An 18,462-nucleotide genomic window follows, 5' to 3' on the forward strand; every position below is an offset into this window, starting at 1 on the left:
GCACGCTGTTGAGTTCTCAAGGAACGGACGCTTCCTTTGTACTCACCCTCTCGGGCTTTCCTCCGGGCGCTTCCCTTCGGTCTTGCGTTTCCAACTCTACCAGATCCTTTTCCCGTTCCGTTTCCCTAGCGGAAGCGATTCGGAATTTCGAATCTGTGGCCGTTGGAGAGCCAATTGCCTTGGGGTTTCTTTCGTCTCCCTTTCGGCGCGTCCGACTTTATCAGAGATTCTGAGTCGGATTTACCGCCACTCCCTTGCGGGGCGCTCCTGAGCACACACGTGCACCCGGTCGCGTTCAGGCGGAGACGTAAACGTACTGGAGCGGGGCGCCCCGATGCAAATCGAGGCGCCCCGCTCCCAGTTCAAGCCCTGCGGGCCGTCAGACCTCCACGACCACCGGGAGGATCATCGGGCGCCGGCGGTAGTTGTCCGAGACCCACTTGCCCAGCGTCCGGCGTACGAGCTGCTGCAGCTGGTGGGGTTCGACGACACCGTCCTGGGCGGACTTCTCCAGCGCTTCCTGGATCCTCGGGATGACCTCGCTGAAGGTGGAGTCCTCGATACCCGAGCCGCGGGCCTGGATGTGCGGGCCACCGGTGATCTTGCCGGTGGTCGAGTCGACCACCACGAAGACCGAGATGATGCCCTCGTCGCCGAGGATGCGGCGGTCCTTGAGGGAGGACTCCGTGACATCGCCGACCGAGAGGCCGTCGACGTAGACGTATCCCGCCTGGACCTTGCCGACGATCTTGGCCTTGCCCGCGACGAGGTCGACGACGACGCCGTCCTCGGCGATCACGATGCGGTCCTGGGGGACGCCGGTGAGGGCGCCGAGCTCGGCGTTGGCGCGCAGGTGGCGCCATTCGCCGTGGACCGGCATCAGGTTCTTGGGCTTGCAGATGTTGTAGAAGTACAGGAGCTCGCCGGCCGACGCGTGGCCGGAGACGTGCACCTTGGCGTTGCCCTTGTGGACGACGTTCGCGCCCCAGCGGGTCAGGCCGTTGATCACGCGGTAGACGGCGTTCTCGTTGCCCGGGATCAGCGACGACGCCAGGATCACCGTGTCGCCCTGGACGATGCGGATCTGGTGGTCCCGGTTGGCCATGCGGGAGAGCGCGGCCATGGGTTCGCCCTGCGAGCCGGTGCAGACCAGGACCACCTCGTGGTCCGGCAGGTCGTCGAGGGTCTTCACGTCGACGACCAGGCCCGGCGGCACCCGGAGATAGCCGAGGTCGCGGGCGATGCCCATGTTGCGGACCATCGAGCGGCCGACGAAGGCGACCCTGCGGCCGTACTCGTGGGCGGCGTCGAGGATCTGCTGGATGCGGTGCACATGGCTCGCGAAGCTGGCCACGATGATGCGCTTCTGGGCGCTCGCGAAGACCTGGCGTACGACATTCGAGATCTCGCGCTCGGGCGGTACGAAGCCGGGGACCTCGGCGTTCGTCGAGTCCGAGAGGAGGAGGTCGATGCCCTCCTCGCTCAGACGCGCGAAGGAGTGCAGGTCGGTGAGGCGGCCGTCGAGCGGGAGCTGGTCCATCTTGAAGTCGCCGGTGTGCACGACCATGCCGGCGGGGGTCCGGATGGCGACCGCGAGGGCGTCGGGGATGGAGTGGTTGACCGCCACGAACTCGCAGTCGAAGGGGCCGATGCGCTCACGGTGCCCCTCCTTCACCTCGAGGGTGTACGGGCGGATCCGGTGCTCCTGGAGCTTCGCCTCGATCAGCGCGAGGGTCAGCTTGGAGCCGATCAGCGGGATGTCGGGCTTCTCGCGCAGCAGGTAGGGGACCGCACCGATGTGGTCCTCGTGACCGTGCGTGAGCACGATGCCCTCGATGTCGTCGAGGCGGTCCCGGATGCTGCTGAAGTCCGGCAGGATCAGGTCGATTCCGGGCTGCTCCTCCTCGGGGAAGAGCACTCCGCAGTCGACGATCAGCAGGCGGCCGCCGAACTCGAAGACGGTCATGTTGCGGCCGATCTCGCCCAGGCCGCCGAGCGGGGTGACGCGCAGGCCACCTTCGGGCAGCTTCGGCGGGGAGCCGAGCTCAGGATGCGGATGACTCAAAAGACTCTCCTAACCACACGCGCCACGTACCCAGAGGCACGTGGCGCGCATGACATTCGTGCAGGTGCAGTTGTCGTCTGCAGTTCTCGTCTGTGCTGTCTGTGTCTGTCTGTGTTGCGGGTGGTGCTTGTTGAGTTGTGGGGCGTATTCAGTTGTGAAGTCTTTGACTAGAGGTGTACCCCGCCGGCAGCGAGATCGATCTTGAGCTGGTGGGTTTCCTCGGGCGAGAGCTCCACCAGCGGCAGGCGCAGCGGCCCGGCCGGCAGGCCCTGCAGGGTGAGCGCGGCCTTGGTGGTGATCACGCCCTGCGTACGGAACATGCCCGTGAAGACCGGGAGCAGCTTCTGGTGGATCTCGGTCGCCTTCCGGACGTCGCCCGTGAGGTGGGCGTCGAGCATGGCGCGCAGCTCAGGGGTGACGACATGGCTGACGACGGAGACGAAGCCGACGGCTCCGACCGAGAGCAGCGGGAGGTTGAGCATGTCGTCGCCGGAGTACCAGGCGAGGCCCGAGCGAGCGATGGCCCAGCTGGCGCGGCCGAGGTCGCCCTTGGCGTCCTTGTTGGCCACGATCCGCGGGTGGTCGGCGAGGGCGACGATCGTCTCGGTGTTGATCGGCACACCGCTGCGGCCCGGGATGTCGTAGAGCATCACCGGCAGTTCGGTTGCGTCCGCGATCGCCGTGAAGTGCCGGTAGAGGCCCTCCTGCGGCGGCTTGTTGTAGTACGGCGTGACGGTCAGGAGGCCGTGTGCGCCGGTCTTCTCCGCGGCGCGCGCGAGCTCGATGCTGTGGCGGGTGTCGTTGGTGCCCACTCCCGCGACGACGTGGGCGCGGTCGCCGACCGCTTCCACTACGGCACGTACGAGCTCGGTTTTCTCCGCGTCGCTGGTGGTCGGGGACTCGCCGGTGGTGCCATTGACGATCAGGCCGTCGTTGCCTGCGTCCACCAGGTGGGCGGCGAGCCGCTGCGCGCCGTCGAGGTCGAGTGCGCCATCCGCCGTCAGGGGCGTGACCATGGCGGTGAGGACCCTCCCGAAGGGGGTCTGCGGAGTCGAGGTCGGAGCCATGGGTAACACGCTACTCGCTGCTCAGTACGTGGTCTGCCCTCGGGGGACGTGAGCTGGGCCTGACCTGGCAGGGACAAAAGGAGCCCGGCACTGCCTGCTCGGGGGTTCAAGCAGTGCCGGGTCCGTTTGATCAGGCTAGATGAACTTCTCGAAATGCCGCAATACGGACACTTCCCTTGACCGGCCGTACATCTGTGCCCGCGGCGGGCAGACGCGCGTGTCGGGAACCGCGGGAATCACGGAGCCACACGGCCGTTCTTGTTGAACGCGGCGTACGTGAGCGGCATGAGCCGGGCCCACGCCTGCTCCATCTTCTCGCCGACCATTTCGATCTCCCGCTGCGGGAACGACGGCACCTTGGCCAGTTCGTGCTGGGTGCGAAGACCCAGAAAGTGCATCAGCGAACGGGCGTTGCACGTCGCGTACATCGACGAGAACAGGCCGACCGGCAGGACCGCGCGGGCGACCTCGCGGGCCACTCCCGCGGCGAGCATTTCCTGGTACGACTCGTACGCCCGGCGGTAGGAGTCCTCCATGACGCGGCCGGTCAGCTCCTGCTGGGCCTCGGTGCCCTCCACGAAGACGTACTTGCCGGGGCGGCCCTCCTGCACCAGCTTGCGGGACTCCCCCGGCACGTAGAACACCGGCTGCAGCTCCCGGTAGCGGCCGGATTCCTCGTTGTACGACCAGCCGACGCGGTGCCGCATGAACTCGCGGAAGACGAAGATGGGGGCGCTGATGAAGAAGGTCATCGAGTTGTGCTCGAAGGGGCTGCCGTGGCGGTCCCGCATCAGGTAGTTGATCAGGCCCTTGGAGCGCTCCGGGTCCTTGGTCAGCTCGTCCAGGGACTGCTCGCCGGCGGTGGAGACTCTGGCCGCCCACAGGACGTCGGTGTCGGCGGCGCTGTGCTTCACCAGCTCGACGCTCACGTCGCTGCGGAAGCTGGGCTTCAGATCCGCTGCGGGGGTCTCTTCCGGGGTCACGCTCACCGGCGGGGGTCCTTCCACTTGCACTCGCTCGGGCGGCGACCACTCTACGGCGCGCGCCCGTGTGGGCCGTTCAGCGGTGCTCTGCAATGTTCTTCGGTGAATTTCCCGATTCAGGGCACCAATGTGACCTTTTGAACGTCTGTCTTGGTAGCAGCGATTCAGTTCGAGACCGGAGCGGTCTCCTGAGACAGCAAGGAGCGCAGCCCTTCATGTTCCGTCGGCGCGAGCCCGTCCCGTTCGCCTTCATCGCCGAAGCCGACAAGTACCGCAGCAATGTCACTCCCCCGCCCCGCGAACGCGCCTCGGCCAGCCAGATACTCGGCCGCACGCTGATCGGCGCGACCCTGGTCGCCGGGCTCGTGGGCTCCCTGCTGTTCGGGCTGCCGGCACTCTCGCCCGATCAGTCACCCGCGAAGACCCAGCAGTCCGAGGCCTCGGACGGCCGCTGACTCCACCCCCGTACCGGGTGGCGGGGCGGCACCCCCATGGACCCCTGAGGGTGGCCGCTCGTCGCACGGCTGGGTAGCCTCACCGGGCACAGCCCAACGCGTGCTTCGAGTGAGGACCAGTCGTGCCCCTGCCCTTTCTTACGGCCGACCGCGCTTTTGACGAGGCGGCGGACGATATCGCGCTGCCCTATGACGACCGCGACCAGTGGCGCCGCCCCTACCGGCCGGGGCCATGGCGGGTCGGTGCGGCGGCGCTGTTGCTGCTGCTCGCCTCGTACATCCTCTTCGCAGCGGTGATCATCGCCTTTGCGGGCGGGCTGAGCGGCGCGGTGGCCTGTGGCTTCGGGGCGCTGCTCGTGATCGCGGCGGCCATCCGGCTGCTGCGTGTGGGCACCTGGGTCAGCGCGCGCGGTCTGCGGCACGTCGGCTTCTTCGTGACGCGCACGGTGCCGTGGGCACAGGTCGTCACCGTACGCACGACGCAGCAGCCCGTACGGTGGCTCGGGCTGCCGCGCACCGTGCAGGGGCAGGCGCTGGTGCTTGTTCGCCAGGGCGGGGAGACGGTGGCGGCGCCGCTGCTCACCGATCACAGCGCGGATTTCCTGGCCCGGAGCGAGGCGTTCGACCGCGCGGCGGACACGGTTGAGGCCTGGGCCGACGAGTACCGCGCGGTGGCCTAGCCCTTCGTCCGGCGTCGGCTCCTGCGTCAGCGGATACGGGCTGAGCTGTCGGTGTCGTTGTCGTTGTCGTGCAGGGTGATGGCGCGCTGCATCGCCTTACGGGCCCGGGGGGTGTCGCGGGCGTCGTGGTAGGCGATGGCGAGGCGGAACCAGCAGCGCCAGTCGTGGGGGGAATCCTCGGTTTCCGCGCGGCGCTTGGCGAAGACCTCGTCCGCGGATTCGCGGTCGATGCGGCCGCTCGGGGTGCGCTTGAGTTCGTCGACCGGGAGGCCGCCGTCCGCTTCGAGCTCGGCGGCCAGGGCATTCGCCTTGCGGGCGAACTGCGTGGTCTTCCACAGGAACCAGATGCCGATCAGCGGCAGTACGAGCACCGCGACACCGAATGTGACGGTGATCGCGGTGCCTTCGCGTATCAGCAGCACGCCACGGCTGCCGACCAGGACGAAGTAGACGACCAGGGCGGCAGCCAGGGCGAAGTACGTGATTTTTGCGCGCATCGGCGTATCAGCCGTTGAGGTCGAGGAAGTGTTCCAGGCCGAACGTCAGGCCCGGGGTGTCCACGACGCGGCGGACTCCGAGAAGGATGCCCGGCATAAAGCTCTTGTGGTGCAGCGAGTCGTGCCGGATCGTCAGCGTCTCGCCCTCGCCGCCGAGCAGCACTTCCTGATGGGCCAGGAGGCCGCGCAGCCGCACCGAGTGCACCGGTACCCCGTCGACGTCCGCGCCGCGGGCACCGTCGAGGGCGGTGGTGGTCGCGTCCGGCTGCGCCGGGCTGCCGGCCTTCTCGCGGGCTGCCGCGATCAGTTGGGCGGTGCGGTGAGCGGTGCCCGAGGGGGCGTCCGCCTTGTTCGGGTGGTGCAGCTCGATGACCTCGACGGACTCGAAGAAACGGGCCGCCTGCTGTGCGAACTGCATGGTCAGGACCGCGCCGATGGAGAAGTTCGGGGCGATCAGGACGCCGGTGGCGGGGGCCGCCTCCAGCCAGCCGCGCAGCTGCGCGAGGCGCTCGTCGGTCCAGCCGGTGGTGCCCACGACACCGTGGATGCCGTTCGCGACGCAGTACTCGAGGTTGCCCATCACCGCGTCGGGGTGCGTCAGGTCGACGACGACCTGGGCGCCCTTCTCGGAGAGGGTCTCGATCTTGTCGTCGCGGTCGAGGGCGGCGACCAGTTCCAGATCGTCGGCGGCCTCGACGGAACGGGCCGCCTCGGAGCCGATCCGGCCTTTGGCCCCGAGGACCGCCACGCGCAGCTTGCTCATTTCCTTGATTCCTTACGCGAGTTGAGACGCGGGTTGAAACGAAGCGGGTTGAAACGACGCCGGTGAAGAGCGGTGCGTCAGGCGACCACTTCTTGCAGCCGGGCCGCCTGCCTGTCCTTCAGCGGGCCGATCACCGACAGGGAGGGGCGCTTGCCGAGGACGTCCCTGGCCACCTCGCGCACCTCGTCCGGTGTCACCGCCGATATACGGGCGAGCATGTCGTCCACGGACATGTGGTCGCCCCAGCAGAGTTCACTCTTGCCGATCCGGTTCATGAGCGCACCGGTGTCCTCGAGGCCGAGGACCGTGGAGCCGGCGAGCTGGCCGATGGCGCGGCCGATCTCGTCGTCGGACAGGCCGTGTTCGGCGACCTGGTCGAGCTCGTCGCGGCAGATCTTCAGGACGTCGTGCACCTGGCTCGGGCGGCAGCCCGCGTACACGCCGAAGAGGCCGCAGTCGGCATAGCCCGAGGTGTACGAGAACACGCTGTAGGCCAGGCCGCGCTTCTCCCGTACCTCCTGGAAGAGGCGGGAGCTCATGCCGCCGCCGAGCGCCGTGTTCAGGACGCCGAGGGCCCAGCGGCGGTCGTCGGTGCGGGCCAGGCCCGGCATGCCGAGCACCACATGGGCCTGCTCGGTCTTGCGGTTGATCAGCTCGAGACGGCCTGCGGTGCGCAGGACGCGCCGTCCGTCGCGCGGGGCGACCGGGACCGCTTCCAGGTCCTTGAGGGCGCCGGCCTTCTCGAAGGCGGCGCGGACCTGGCGTACGACCTTGTTGTGATCGACGTTGCCCGCGGCGGCGACCACCAGGTGGCGCGGGTCGTAGTGGCGCTTGTAGAAGCGGCGGATGCGGTTCGCGTCCAGCGCGTTGACCGTGTCGACGGTGCCGAGGACCGGGCGGCCGAGGGGGGTGTCACCGAGCATCGTGTGCGCGAACAAGTCGTGCACACAGTCGCCCGGGTCGTCCTCGGTCATCGCGATCTCTTCGAGGATGACGCCGCGCTCGGCGTCGACGTCCTCCTGCTCGATCAGCGAACCGGTGAGCATGTCGCACACCACGTCGATGGCGAGCGGCAGATCGGTGTCGAGCACGCGCGCGTAGTAGCAGGTGAACTCCTTCGCCGTGAAGGCGTTCATCTCGCCGCCGACCGCGTCGATGGCGGCGGAGATGTCCAGGGCGGTGCGCTTCTTGGTGCCCTTGAAGAGGAGGTGTTCCAGATAGTGCGTGGCGCCGTTCAGTGTCGGGGTCTCGTCGCGTGAACCGACGTTGGCCCAGATACCGAAGGTCGCGGAGCGTACGGAGGGCAGGGTCTCGGTGACGACGCGCAGGCCGCCCGGCAGGGTCGTACGACGGACCGTGCCGATGCCGTTCTCGCCCTTGAGCAGGGTTTGGGTACGGGCGACGGCCCGCGCCTCCGAAGAGGTGCGGGCCGTCGCACGGGAACTACGGGACGTCACTTGTCGGCGTCGTCCTTCTTGTCGGAAGCGTCGTCGGCGCCCTCTTCGCCCTCGACCACGGGGATCAGGGAGAGCTTGCCGCGGGAGTCGATCTCGGCGATCTCGACCTGGACCTTCTGGCCCACACCGAGGACGTCCTCGACGTTCTCCACACGCTTGCCGCCGGCGAGCTTGCGGATCTGCGAGATGTGCAGCAGACCGTCCTTGCCCGGGAGCAGCGACACGAACGCACCGAAGGTCGTCGTCTTCACGACGGTGCCCAGGTAGCGCTCGCCGACCTCCGGCATGGTCGGGTTGGCGATGCCGTTGATCGTGGCGCGGGCGGCCTCGGCGGCCGGGCCGTCGGCGGCACCGATGTAGATGGTGCCGTCGTCCTCGATCGTGATGTCGGCGCCGGTGTCCTCCTGGATCTGGTTGATCATCTTGCCCTTGGGGCCGATGACCTCACCGATCTTGTCCACCGGGATCTTGACGGTGATGATGCGCGGCGCGTTCGGGGACATGTCGTCCGGAACGTCGATCGCCTCGTTCATCACGTCGAGGATGTGCAGACGGGCGTCGCGGGCCTGCTTGAGGGCCGCGGCCAGGACGGAGGCCGGGATGCCGTCCAGCTTGGTGTCCAGCTGGAGGGCGGTCACGAACTCCTTGGTGCCGGCGACCTTGAAGTCCATGTCGCCGAAGGCGTCCTCCGCACCGAGGATGTCGGTGAGGGTGACGTAGTGCGTCTCGCCGTCGATCTCCTGGGAGATCAGACCCATGGCGATACCGGCGACGGCGGCCTTGAGCGGCACACCGGCGTTCAGGAGCGACATGGTCGAGGCGCAGACGGAGCCCATGGACGTCGAGCCGTTGGAGCCGAGGGCCTCGGACACCTGACGGATCGCGTAGGGGAACTCCTCGCGGGTCGGCAGGACCGGCACGAGCGCGCGCTCGGCGAGGGCGCCGTGGCCGATCTCGCGGCGCTTCGGGGAGCCGACGCGGCCGGTCTCGCCGGTGGAGTACGGCGGGAAGTTGTAGTTGTGCATGTAGCGCTTGCGGGTCACCGGGGAAAGGGTGTCCAGCTGCTGCTCCATGCGGAGCATGTTGAGGGTGGTGACGCCCAGGATCTGGGTCTCGCCACGCTCGAACAGGGCGGAGCCGTGCACGCGCGGGATGGCCTCGACCTCGGCGGCCAGGGTGCGGATGTCGGTGACACCGCGGCCGTCGATGCGCTTCTTCTCCTTGATGACGCGCTCACGGACCAGGGTCTTGGTCAGCGAGCGGTACGCGGCGGAGATCTCCTTCTCGCGGCCCTCGAACTCCGGCAGGAGCTTCTCGCCGGCCAGCGCCTTGACGCGGTCCAGCTCCGTCTCGCGCTCCTGCTTGCCGGCGATGGTGAGGGCCTGGGCGAGCTCGGCCTTGACCGCGGCGGTCAGGGCCTCCAGGACGTCGTCCTCGTAGTCGAGGAAGATCGGGAACTCGCCGGTCGGCTTGGCGGCCTTCGAGGCGAGCTCGGCCTGGGCCTTGCACAGCACCTTGATGAAGGGCTTCGCGGCCTCGAGGCCCGCGGCCACGATCTCCTCGGTCGGCGCCGCGGCGCCGCCCTTGACGAGCTCGATGGTCTTCTCGGTGGCCTCGGCCTCGACCATCATGATCGCGACGTCGCCGTCCTCGAGGACGCGACCGGCGACCACCATGTCGAAGACGGCGTCCTCGAGCTCGGTGTGCGTCGGGAACGCGACCCACTGGCCCTTGATGAGCGCCACGCGCGTGCCGCCGATCGGGCCCGAGAAGGGCAGGCCGGCCAGCTGCGTGGAGCAGGAGGCGGCGTTGATGGCGACCACGTCGTAGAGGTGGTCGGGGTTGAGCGCCATGATCGTCTCGACGACCTGGATCTCGTTGCGCAGGCCCTTCTTGAAGGACGGGCGCAGCGGGCGGTCGATCAGACGGCAGGTGAGGATGGCGTCCTCGGAGGGGCGGCCTTCCCGGCGGAAGAAGGAGCCGGGGATCTTGCCGGCCGCGTACTGCCGCTCCTCGACGTCCACCGTGAGCGGGAAGAAGTCGAGCTGGTCCTTGGGCTTCTTGGACGCGGTGGTGGCGGAAAGCACCATCGTGTCGTCGTCCAGGTAGGCCACGGCGGAGCCGGCGGCCTGGCGGGCCAGGCGGCCGGTCTCGAAGCGGATGGTGCGGGTGCCGAAGGAGCCGTTGTCGATGACGGCCTCGGCGTAGTGGGTCTCGTTCTCCACTAGCGATCTCTCCGTTTACTTTGTCGTCGCGTCGTCTGCGTGACATCGCGACTGTCGTCTTTTGTCCGCGCCGCCCGTGTGGCAGCGGGACGGGAACGGAGAAGCGCGCCTTGTGTGCGGGCCGGTCTTCGATCGAAGCACCCGGGGTTGCACTTCGTATCCCGGGGGCCACTACCGAGGACCGGCGTCGGCGGAGGGGCGCTTCCCCTCATGCGTATGGCGTTGTTATGTCGTTGTCTCGTACGGCTTGTCGCCCGGGACGCTCCGTCAGGAGTGACGTACGTCTCGTATGACGTTCTGCGACCAGAGTACAAAGCCGCCGTGCTCTGTGCGCACGTACAGCAAAGGGAGCGGCCCCCTGTGCGTGGGAACCGCTCCCTTCACGGCGTCTTACTTGGCGCCCGCCGCACCGCGGCGGATGCCGAGGCGCTCGACCAGGGCGCGGAAGCGCTGGATGTCCTTCTTGGCCAGGTACTGCAGAAGGCGGCGACGCTGGCCGACCAGGATCAGCAGACCACGACGCGAGTGGTGGTCGTGCTTGTGGGTCTTCAGGTGCTCCGTCAGGTCGGAGATACGACGCGACAGCAGTGCGACCTGGACCTCGGGGGAGCCGGTGTCACCCTCCTTGGTGGCGAACTCGGCCATGATGCTCTTCTTCGTGGCGGTGTCGAGGGACACGCGAACTCCTCAGTTGTCTCGTGATGCCACCGAGTGCCCCTGGTCTACGTCTCAGGGGAGCTTCCTTGACTCGGAAGGCGGGGATCCGCTGGGCGCTGCCCCCAGATGCTCCGGAGGCGCGTACACAAACGGCCGCTACACAGAGTACCAGCCGGTTTCCGGGGGCCTGACCGTGGACCGGTACGCCGCAGGGGCCCGGGAAGACCCGGGCCCCTGCGGAGCTGCACTGCGGTGGCAGCGGCGCTAGAAGCCGCCCTTGACCTTGGCGTACACGTCGAGCACGGCCAGGCAGAGCGGGATGAGCGAGAGCAGGACCAGGGAGTCCGCGAGGTCGAGCATCCGGCCCCAGAACGGCGACAGGCCCTTCTGCGGAACGATCAGCGCGATGGCGATCAGGAGCAGCGCCCCGAACGCGACGCAGGCGCCGAGCCACAGGGTGCGCAGGTCCACGGGGCCGGAGTCGCCCATGTAGAGGTCCTTGAGGATCTCCACCGGGGGCGAGATGGCGAGGCCGAGTACGAGCAGCGCGATGGTGACGACACCGGCCACCATCAGGCAGGAGACCTGCGCGGTGTAGCGGAAGAGGCGGGCGCGGAGCATCGCGGCGAGACCGACGGCCAGGGCGACCAGCTGGGCCCAGCCGCTGTCGCTGAAGCCGAGGACGGCGCCGCCGGAGCCGACGATGACGATGGCGCAGCCGCCGACCATGCCGAGCAGGAGCTCGTGGCCACGGCTGGTCTGGGCGACGATGCGCTGTACGTCGACGGCTTCGAGGCTGCCCTCCTGGCCTTCGCGGCGCGCGCGTGCCAGGTCTTCCGGAGAGCGGAAACCGATGGGGAGCTTGGCGAAGCGGGCCGACCAGCCGGGCAGGAAGCCGATGACGGCGACGGCTACGACGGCGGTGCCCGCGGCGATCTCACGCGGCTGGGCCTCGGTGAGGATGCCCGCGAAGGCGGCGAGGGTGCCGATGGCTGCGGCGAGGGCCGCGGCCACGAAGGGGGCGTCGCCCTGCGGGAGGAGCATGATCAGGACGATGGAGAAGATCAGCACGGTCACGCAGCCGACCAGGAACTGCAGTCGGCCGGGACCGTCGCCCGGATCCTGCGCCAGGATGCCGGAGCCCGCGATCAAAGCGTGCGGCAGGGCCGCGATGCCCAGGGCGACGGCGGCTCCGCGGTCCTCGTAGACCCGGCCGCGTACACCGGCGAGCGCGGTGAGAGCGATGGCCATGACGCCCGCGACGATGCCCTGCATCCCGTGCATGTCGTGACGCAGCGGGTCGGCGAACCAGAAGACGAAGCCCAGCATGGTCAGAAGCAGCACGCCCGAGACCAGGCCCGCGACCCGCATGAGGTCGTCGTTCCAGCCGCGCAGATCCTGCTTGACCGCGGCGGCCACCGCGTCCACCACGTCGTCGTGGACGGCCGGCGGCAGCGAGTCCGCGAAGGGCCTCAGCAGCAGTACCTCGCCGTCGCGGACCCGGTGCTCGAGGAGCGAGCGGCTCGCGTCGAGTACGTCGCCGTCGCGGCGCACCAGGTGGTACCCGGCGAGCGCATTGTCGTCGTGGGCCATGCCCGAGAGCCGAACGATCTCCGGATAGATGTCCTGGATCGGCAGGTCCTCGGGCAGCGCCACATCGATACGACTGTCCGGCGCTGCGACGGTGACCCGGCAGAAACCTGTCGATGTGCCCGTGCTCACCTGGTAATTCCCCCTGTTGGACAAGGCCCTGAATTGCGTCTTGTTACGTCTTTACACCGCACGTACAACGGCGGAGCGCCACACTACCCCCCACCTCCCGTGGGGCCCGCCCCACCTCCCAGATTTCTCTTCGCACCCTTACCGCATCTCCACCCCTCCTGGCTGCCTCCGTGTCGGAGCTTGACAGTAGGATCAGCGCCTACGCGGACGGGAAGCACGTCGCCGCTCAACGGGGGGCGTCGGTGCAGTACGTATCGACTTCGAAGGATGAGTGCATCGGTGAGCGTCGTCATCATCAAACGGCAGCAGCGCATTCAGCTGCCTGCCGTCCCGGAGGGGGAGGTCAAGCTTGAGTCGCCGCCCGAGATTCCACGGGAGAGCGACGAAGGCGTCCTGATGAACCTGCTGCCGATGCTCGGCATGCTGGGTTCCGCGGGCATCATGTTCATGCCGACCCTGCCGCCGTTCATGAAGGTCATCGGCGGTCTGATGCTGGCGTCGACGCTGGCGATGGGCATCGCCCAGTTCGTCAAGTCACGGCAGGGCGCAGGCCCCGGCATGGCACAGGACCGGCGTGACTACTTCCGTTATCTGGAGCAGGTCCGCAAGGACGTGCACAAGACGGCGGAACTCCAGCGCCGCACGCAGCTGTTCCAGCACCCGGACGCCGACCAGCTGTGGGCGCTCGCTGCGGACGGCAAGCGCCTGTGGGAGCGGCGTCCGACGGACAACGACTTCGCGTCAGTGCGCGTGGGTCTCGGCAGCCAGCAGCTGAGCACCCCGCTGGTGGCACCGGAGACCGCGCCCAAGGACGAGCTGGAGCCGCTGACCGCCGCGGCGATGAAGGCCTTCCTCGACGCCCACGGCTCCATCGCCGACCTGCCGGTCGCGGTGTCGCTGCGCGCCTTCTACCACGTGGCGCTGTGCGGCGACACGGACACGGTGTACGGCAACGCCCGCGCGGCGATCGCCCAGCTGACCACCCTGCACTCCCCCGAGGACCTGCTCGTCGCCGTCGTGGCGCACCCCTCGGCGGCCGCCGACTGGGACTGGATCAAGTGGCTGCCGCACGCCCAGCACCCCAAGGCCAAGGACGGCGCGGGCTCGGCGCGCCTGCTCTTCGACGACCTCGGTGAGCTGGAGGAGGCGCTCGAGGACCAGCTGGGCGACCGCCCGCGCTGGAACCGCGACGCGAACCCGGTCTACGACCAGCCGCACCTCATCGTCATCCTCGACGGCGGCACCGTCCCGCCGGACTCCGAACTGGCCGGCTCCGAGGGCCTGCAGGGCGTCACCTTCCTGGAGATCGCGCCCGGTGAGCTCGAGGACGAGCTGCGCGGCGGCCTGACCTGCTACCTCAAGCCGGACCGGCTGCAGCTGTTCGTCGGCCACGAGTCGGCGTACAACGGCAAGCCCGATGTGCTCAGCCTCGAGCAGGCCGAGGCGCTCTCCCGGCAGCTGGCCGCGTTCCGCGTCGGCACCGCCGAAGAGGGCGAACCGCTCCTGTCGAACCTGGACTTCACCGACCTCATGGGCATCGGTGACGCGGGCTCCGTGGATGTGTCGCGTACGTGGCGGCCGCGTACCCAGCACGAGCGGCTGCGGGTGCCGATCGGTGTCGGCCAGGCCGGCGAGCCGGTCATGCTCGACCTCAAGGAAGCGGCGCAGGAGGGCATGGGCCCGCACGGCCTGTGCGTCGGCGCCACCGGTTCCGGTAAGTCGGAGCTGCTTCGTACGCTGGTGCTCGGCCTCGCGGTCACGCACTCGTCGGAGACCCTGAACTTCATCCTCGCGGACTTCAAGGGTGGTGCGACCTTCGCCGGCATGGCGGACATGCCGCACACCGCGGCCGTCATCACCAACCTCGCCGACGACCTCACGCTGGTCGACCGTATGCGTGACTCGATCACCGGTGAGATGCAGCGCCGCCAGGAGCTCCTGCGCACGGCGGGCAACTACGCGAACCTCACGGACTACGAGAAGGCGCGTGCCGCCGGTGCCGCGCTCGAGCCGATGGCATCGCTTGTGATCGTGCTCGACGAGTTCTCCGAACTCCTCACCGCCAAGCCCGACTTCATCGACATGTTCATCCAGATCGGCCGTATCGGCCGGTCCCTGGGTGTGCACCTGCTGCTCGCCTCGCAGCGGCTCGAAGAGGGCAAGCTGCGCGGCCTTGACACCTATCTCTCGTACCGCATCGGTCTGCGGACCTTCTCCGCCGCCGAGTCGCGTACGGCGATCGGCGTGCCGGACGCCTACCACCTGCCGTCCGTGCCGGGCTCCGGTTATCTGCGGTACGACACCGACACCATGGTCCGCTTCAAGGCCGCTTATGTGTCGGGCGCCTACCACGGCGAGGGCCCCTCGCGCGTGCACCGCTCCACACAGCTGCGGCCCGCGCTGTTCACCGCGCAGCACGTGGACCTGCCGCCGCAGCCGGTGATCGAGGAGCCGGAGCAGGACAACCGCGTCGACGACGCCCTGGCCGACACCGTCCTCGACGTCATCGTCGGCAAGATGATCAACCAGGGTCCGCCGGCCCACACGGTGTGGCTGCCGCCGCTGGACGAGGCGCCCTCCCTGGAGCAGCTGCTCCCGGCCCTGGCGGTCACCCCGGAGCGCGGTCTGACCGCGCCCGACTACACCGCGCTCGGCCGTCTCAATGTGCCGGTCGGCCTGGTGGACAAGCCGTTCGAGCAGCGCCGCGACGTGCTCTACCGGGACTTCGCGGGCGGCGCCGGTCACGGTCTGTTCGTCGGTGGCCCGCAGTCCGGCAAGTCGACGCTCCTCCGCTCGATGATCACCTCGTTCGCACTCACCCACACCCCGAGCGAAGTGCAGTTCTACTGCCTGGACTTCGGTGGCGGTGGTCTGATCGCGATGGAGGAGCTGGTCCACGTCGGCGGCGTCGCCAACCGGCTCGACGCCGAGAAGGTCCGCCGTACGGTCAGCGAGGTCGAAGGCATCCTCAACGACCGTGAGGAGTACTTCCGCGCGAACAACATCGACTCGGTGCAGACCTACCGTCAGCGCCGGGCCGCGGGCCAGCTGCCCGACCAGCCCTGGGGCGATGTCTTTCTGATCATCGACGGCTGGGGCAGCTTCAAGACGGACTACGAAAGCCTTGAAGCCTCCATCACCGACATGGCGATGCGCGGTCTGGGCTTCGGTGTCCACGTGATCCTGACGGCCAGCCGCTACACCGAAGTGCGCCCCGCCCTCAAGGACATGCTGCAGAACCGCATCGAACTGCGCCTCGGTGACCCCACCGAGTCGGAGATCGACCGCAGGGTCGCGCAGAACGTCCCCGCGTCCCAGCCCGGCCGCGGTCTGAGCCCGGACAAGCTGCACTTCATGACCGGCCTGCCGCGGGTCGACGGCTCCTCGGAGACCGAGGACCTGTCGGAGGCCACGTCCGTGGTGGTGCGCGCGATCAATGAGAACTGGCAGGGCGCCCCGGCCCCCGCGGTGCGGCTGCTCCCGCGCCAGCTGGAGGCGGACCGCCTGCCCAAGGGCTTCGAGCACCCGGAGCGCGGTATCGCCTTCGGTATCGACGAGTCCCAGCTCGCCCCGGTGTTCGTGGACTTCGAGACCGACCCGCACTTCGTCATCTTCGGCGAGAGCGAGTCCGGCAAGTCCGCGCTCATCCGTCTCCTCATCAAGCAGATCTGCGAGCGGTACACCCCGGACCAGGCGAAGATCGTCATCGGTGACTACCGCCGTGCCCACCTGGAGGGTGTCCCGGAGTCGCACCTGTCGCGCTACTGCGCGTCGGCGCCCGCGCTCCAGGAGACCCTGGAAGGTCTGGCCGGTTCGCTGAGCCGCCGGATGCCCGGCCCGGACGTCACGCCCGAGCAGCTGCGCAACCGCAGCTGGTACAGCAGCCCGGACGCGTTCGTCATCATCGACGACTACGACCTGGTGGCCACGGGCATGAACCCGCTCCAGCCGCTCCTTGAGTACCTGCCGTTCGCCCGTGACGTCGGCCTGCGCGTCATCATCGCCCGCCAGTCGGGCGGCGCCAGCCGCTCGCTGTACGAGCCGGTGATGCAGCGCATCCGTGAGCTCGGCGCGCAGGGCGTGGTGCTCTCCGGCGACCGCCAGGAGGGCCAGCTCCTCGGCAACATCACGCCGACCCAACTGCCGCCCGGCCGTGGTTTCTTCCACACCCGGCGCAGGGGTGGGCAGATGGTGCAGACGGGGTGGCTGCCGTCTCGGTTCTGAGCCTTTCGGTTCGGTCGTACGTCATCGAAGGGGCGGCACCCGGTGTGGGTGCCGCCCCTTCGGGGTTGTGACGGTTTCTGCGGGGGTTGCTCGGCTCCTGCCGGGGTCACCGCCTCAGATCAGGCCGTGCCACATCTGTCGGAACAACCCGTGCCACATCTGTCGGAACAACCCGTGCCACATCTGTCAGATCAACCCGTGCCACATCTGTCAGAACAACCCGTGCCACATCTGTCAGATCAACCCGTGCCACATCTGGTCGACGATCGTCGACCACCAGTTGTCCTTCTCCAGGGCGCGCCGGTCGATGGCGACGAGGCGCTCCTGGAACTCCTTGACCGCGGCGCCCGCCTGGTACGGGTCCATGCCGACCATGCCGGTGCGGGTGGCGACGAGCAGGGCGAGGGAGCGTACGAACGCCGACACCGAGGTGTTCACCAGGCGCCCGCTGCCCGACTTGGGGCTCGCGGCCCACACCAGGCCCTTCCAGTCCTCGGCGCCCGCGCACTGCACGGTGATCTCGGCCCAGCCGTCGGTGCCGATCCGCACATGGCCCGCGAGCGTCGCGAGCACGTTCTCGGGCAGCTGGGTGCCGCCGTGGTGGCGCAGATGGCTCGCCGCGTCCAGCACCGGGTGGCCCGGCTTGCCCGCGCCGAAGAAGAACGGGATGTCCGCCGGGAGGCCTGCCACGGTGAGCGTCGCCCGCGCCGACTCCGGGAGCGGATGCGCGGCGAGTTCCTCGGGCGCGAACCGCCGTACGCCACCGGCCTCTTCGAAGAGCTTGTCCAGGTGCACGCCCAGGTCGGCGTCGGAGACGGGGCGGGCGGGCTGAATGTGCTCGGGCAGGGGCGCGCGGTACGGACGCGGGGGCGGCTCCTGGCCGCCGATACGGTGCATCATCTCGACGTGCTGCACCAGTTCGGCCACGCCTTGCTGCCGCTCGTGTTCCAGCATTCCGTACTCCTGCGTACAGGAGAACTGCGCGCTGGGCAGGGCGCCGGAGAGAACCAGGAACTCGCCCGTGTAGCCGCCGGGGAGCAGCGCCGGGCGCAGGTCCGTGTGGACGGCGACGACGTTCTGCGGCGGGACGTTCATCCGTATCAGCTCGCCGTAACACTGCGTTTCCGCGTGCGGCATGCCCGGCGCGGAGGTACGGAAGAGCGAAGTCTCCTCGCCGGTGGCCGGGTTGACGTAAGTGAAGACGGCGGTGTTGCCGGGGCCGGTCACCGGTGGCTGGGCCGAGGGCCGTGCCGGAGGAACCTCGTGCCGAGGCCCGGCGTGCTTCTCCTCGTACATCCGCATCACCTCCTCGACCGGGACCGAGGGCCAGGTGGTCAGCTCGCCGGTGCGGCGGTCCACGACGCCGGTGGCGCCGCCGAATTCAGCGGGCGGGCGCCGCGCACCCGTCACCGGATCGCGCTCCTCGGGCGGGGGTGCGGCCCACACCACCCAGCCGAGCGAGAACTCCTGCAGGCGGACTTCACGGCGGGCGCCCGTCGGCGCGTGTGCGTTGAGCCAGCGGTCGGCGGTGGCGAAGGCCTGCTCCTGGGTGGTCACGGAGGGGGCTCCTTCAAAGGGGTACTGGGGGCTGGGGTTCAGAGGGCTGAAATGCAGGGGGCTGGTGAGAGGTGTCGCCTCTTGAGGCGTAGGGCTCCTGTGACACTTCG

The 18,462-nt window shown here is 68.7% G+C and carries 13 protein-coding genes; 3 read left to right on the top strand and 10 right to left on the bottom strand.

From position 1 onward, the window contains the following. Nucleotides 1-379 precede the first annotated feature (379 nt). The 3 genes from ACFQVC_RS31110 to thyX all read right to left on the bottom strand — a co-directional run bounded on the left by ACFQVC_RS31110 (nt 380) and on the right by thyX (nt 4,121). A complete protein-coding gene (locus ACFQVC_RS31110; protein WP_381836856.1) occupies nt 380-2,065 on the bottom strand; it encodes a ribonuclease J in 1,686 nt (561 codons plus the stop codon). A 167-nt stretch (nt 2,066-2,232) separates the two neighbouring features. Next, the gene (dapA, locus tag ACFQVC_RS31115) at nt 2,233-3,132 is read right to left on the bottom strand and encodes a 4-hydroxy-tetrahydrodipicolinate synthase (protein WP_381836858.1); all 900 of its coding nucleotides are present in this window, start codon (nt 3,130-3,132) and stop codon (nt 2,233-2,235) included. A 236-nt stretch (nt 3,133-3,368) separates the two neighbouring features. After that, nucleotides 3,369-4,121, bottom strand: coding sequence for an FAD-dependent thymidylate synthase (thyX, locus tag ACFQVC_RS31120; protein WP_381836860.1), 753 nt, complete (start codon nt 4,119-4,121; stop codon nt 3,369-3,371). A 209-nt stretch (nt 4,122-4,330) separates the two neighbouring features. Between thyX and ACFQVC_RS31125 the strand changes: the two genes are divergently transcribed. Together ACFQVC_RS31125 and ACFQVC_RS31130 are read left to right on the top strand one after the other, a co-directional pair. Further along, nucleotides 4,331-4,570, top strand: coding sequence for a hypothetical protein (locus ACFQVC_RS31125; RefSeq protein WP_381836862.1), 240 nt, complete (start codon nt 4,331-4,333; stop codon nt 4,568-4,570). 122 nt (nt 4,571-4,692) lie between these two features. After that, a complete protein-coding gene (locus ACFQVC_RS31130) occupies nt 4,693-5,250 on the top strand; it encodes a hypothetical protein (RefSeq protein WP_381836864.1) in 558 nt (185 codons plus the stop codon). 26 nt (nt 5,251-5,276) lie between these two features. Here the strand turns inward: ACFQVC_RS31130 and ACFQVC_RS31135 are convergent, their stop codons facing one another. From ACFQVC_RS31135 to eccD, 6 genes are all read right to left on the bottom strand, one after another. Beyond that, a complete protein-coding gene (locus tag ACFQVC_RS31135; protein WP_381836866.1) occupies nt 5,277-5,747 on the bottom strand; it encodes a tetratricopeptide repeat protein in 471 nt (156 codons plus the stop codon). A gap of 7 nt (nt 5,748-5,754) precedes the next feature. Further along, the gene (dapB, locus tag ACFQVC_RS31140) at nt 5,755-6,510 is read right to left on the bottom strand and encodes a 4-hydroxy-tetrahydrodipicolinate reductase (protein WP_381836868.1); all 756 of its coding nucleotides are present in this window, start codon (nt 6,508-6,510) and stop codon (nt 5,755-5,757) included. A gap of 77 nt (nt 6,511-6,587) precedes the next feature. After that, nucleotides 6,588-7,967 carry a M16 family metallopeptidase gene (locus tag ACFQVC_RS31145; protein ID WP_381836870.1) on the bottom strand — a complete coding sequence of 460 codons (1,380 nt, stop codon included), beginning with the start codon at nt 7,965-7,967 and terminating at the stop codon, nt 6,588-6,590. After that, entirely contained in the window at nt 7,964-10,192 is a 2,229-nt protein-coding gene (locus ACFQVC_RS31150) for a polyribonucleotide nucleotidyltransferase (RefSeq protein ID WP_381836871.1), read from the bottom strand. The genes ACFQVC_RS31145 and ACFQVC_RS31150 overlap by 4 nt, the downstream gene beginning before the upstream one ends. A gap of 390 nt (nt 10,193-10,582) precedes the next feature. Further along, the gene (gene rpsO, locus ACFQVC_RS31155) at nt 10,583-10,870 is read right to left on the bottom strand and encodes a 30S ribosomal protein S15 (RefSeq protein WP_381836873.1); all 288 of its coding nucleotides are present in this window, start codon (nt 10,868-10,870) and stop codon (nt 10,583-10,585) included. Between the two features lie 243 nt (nt 10,871-11,113). Next, nucleotides 11,114-12,571 carry a type VII secretion integral membrane protein EccD gene (gene eccD, locus ACFQVC_RS31160; protein ID WP_381836875.1) on the bottom strand — a complete coding sequence of 486 codons (1,458 nt, stop codon included), beginning with the start codon at nt 12,569-12,571 and terminating at the stop codon, nt 11,114-11,116. 279 nt (nt 12,572-12,850) lie between these two features. Between eccD and eccCa the strand changes: the two genes are divergently transcribed. Then, a complete protein-coding gene (eccCa, locus tag ACFQVC_RS31165) occupies nt 12,851-16,795 on the top strand; it encodes a type VII secretion protein EccCa (RefSeq protein ID WP_381836877.1) in 3,945 nt (1,314 codons plus the stop codon). Nucleotides 16,796-17,029: 234 nt separating this feature from the next. Here eccCa and ACFQVC_RS31170 read toward each other — a convergent pair whose 3' ends face one another. Continuing rightward, on the bottom strand, nt 17,030-18,352 hold the full coding sequence (locus tag ACFQVC_RS31170; RefSeq protein WP_381836879.1) for an SUKH-4 family immunity protein: 1,323 nt from the start codon (nt 18,350-18,352) through the stop codon (nt 17,030-17,032). Between the last annotated feature and the right edge of the window lie 110 nt (nt 18,353-18,462).

Origin of the sequence: Streptomyces monticola, assembly GCF_042665355.1 — a bacterium.
GTDB lineage: Bacteria > Actinomycetota > Actinomycetes > Streptomycetales > Streptomycetaceae > Streptomyces > Streptomyces monticola.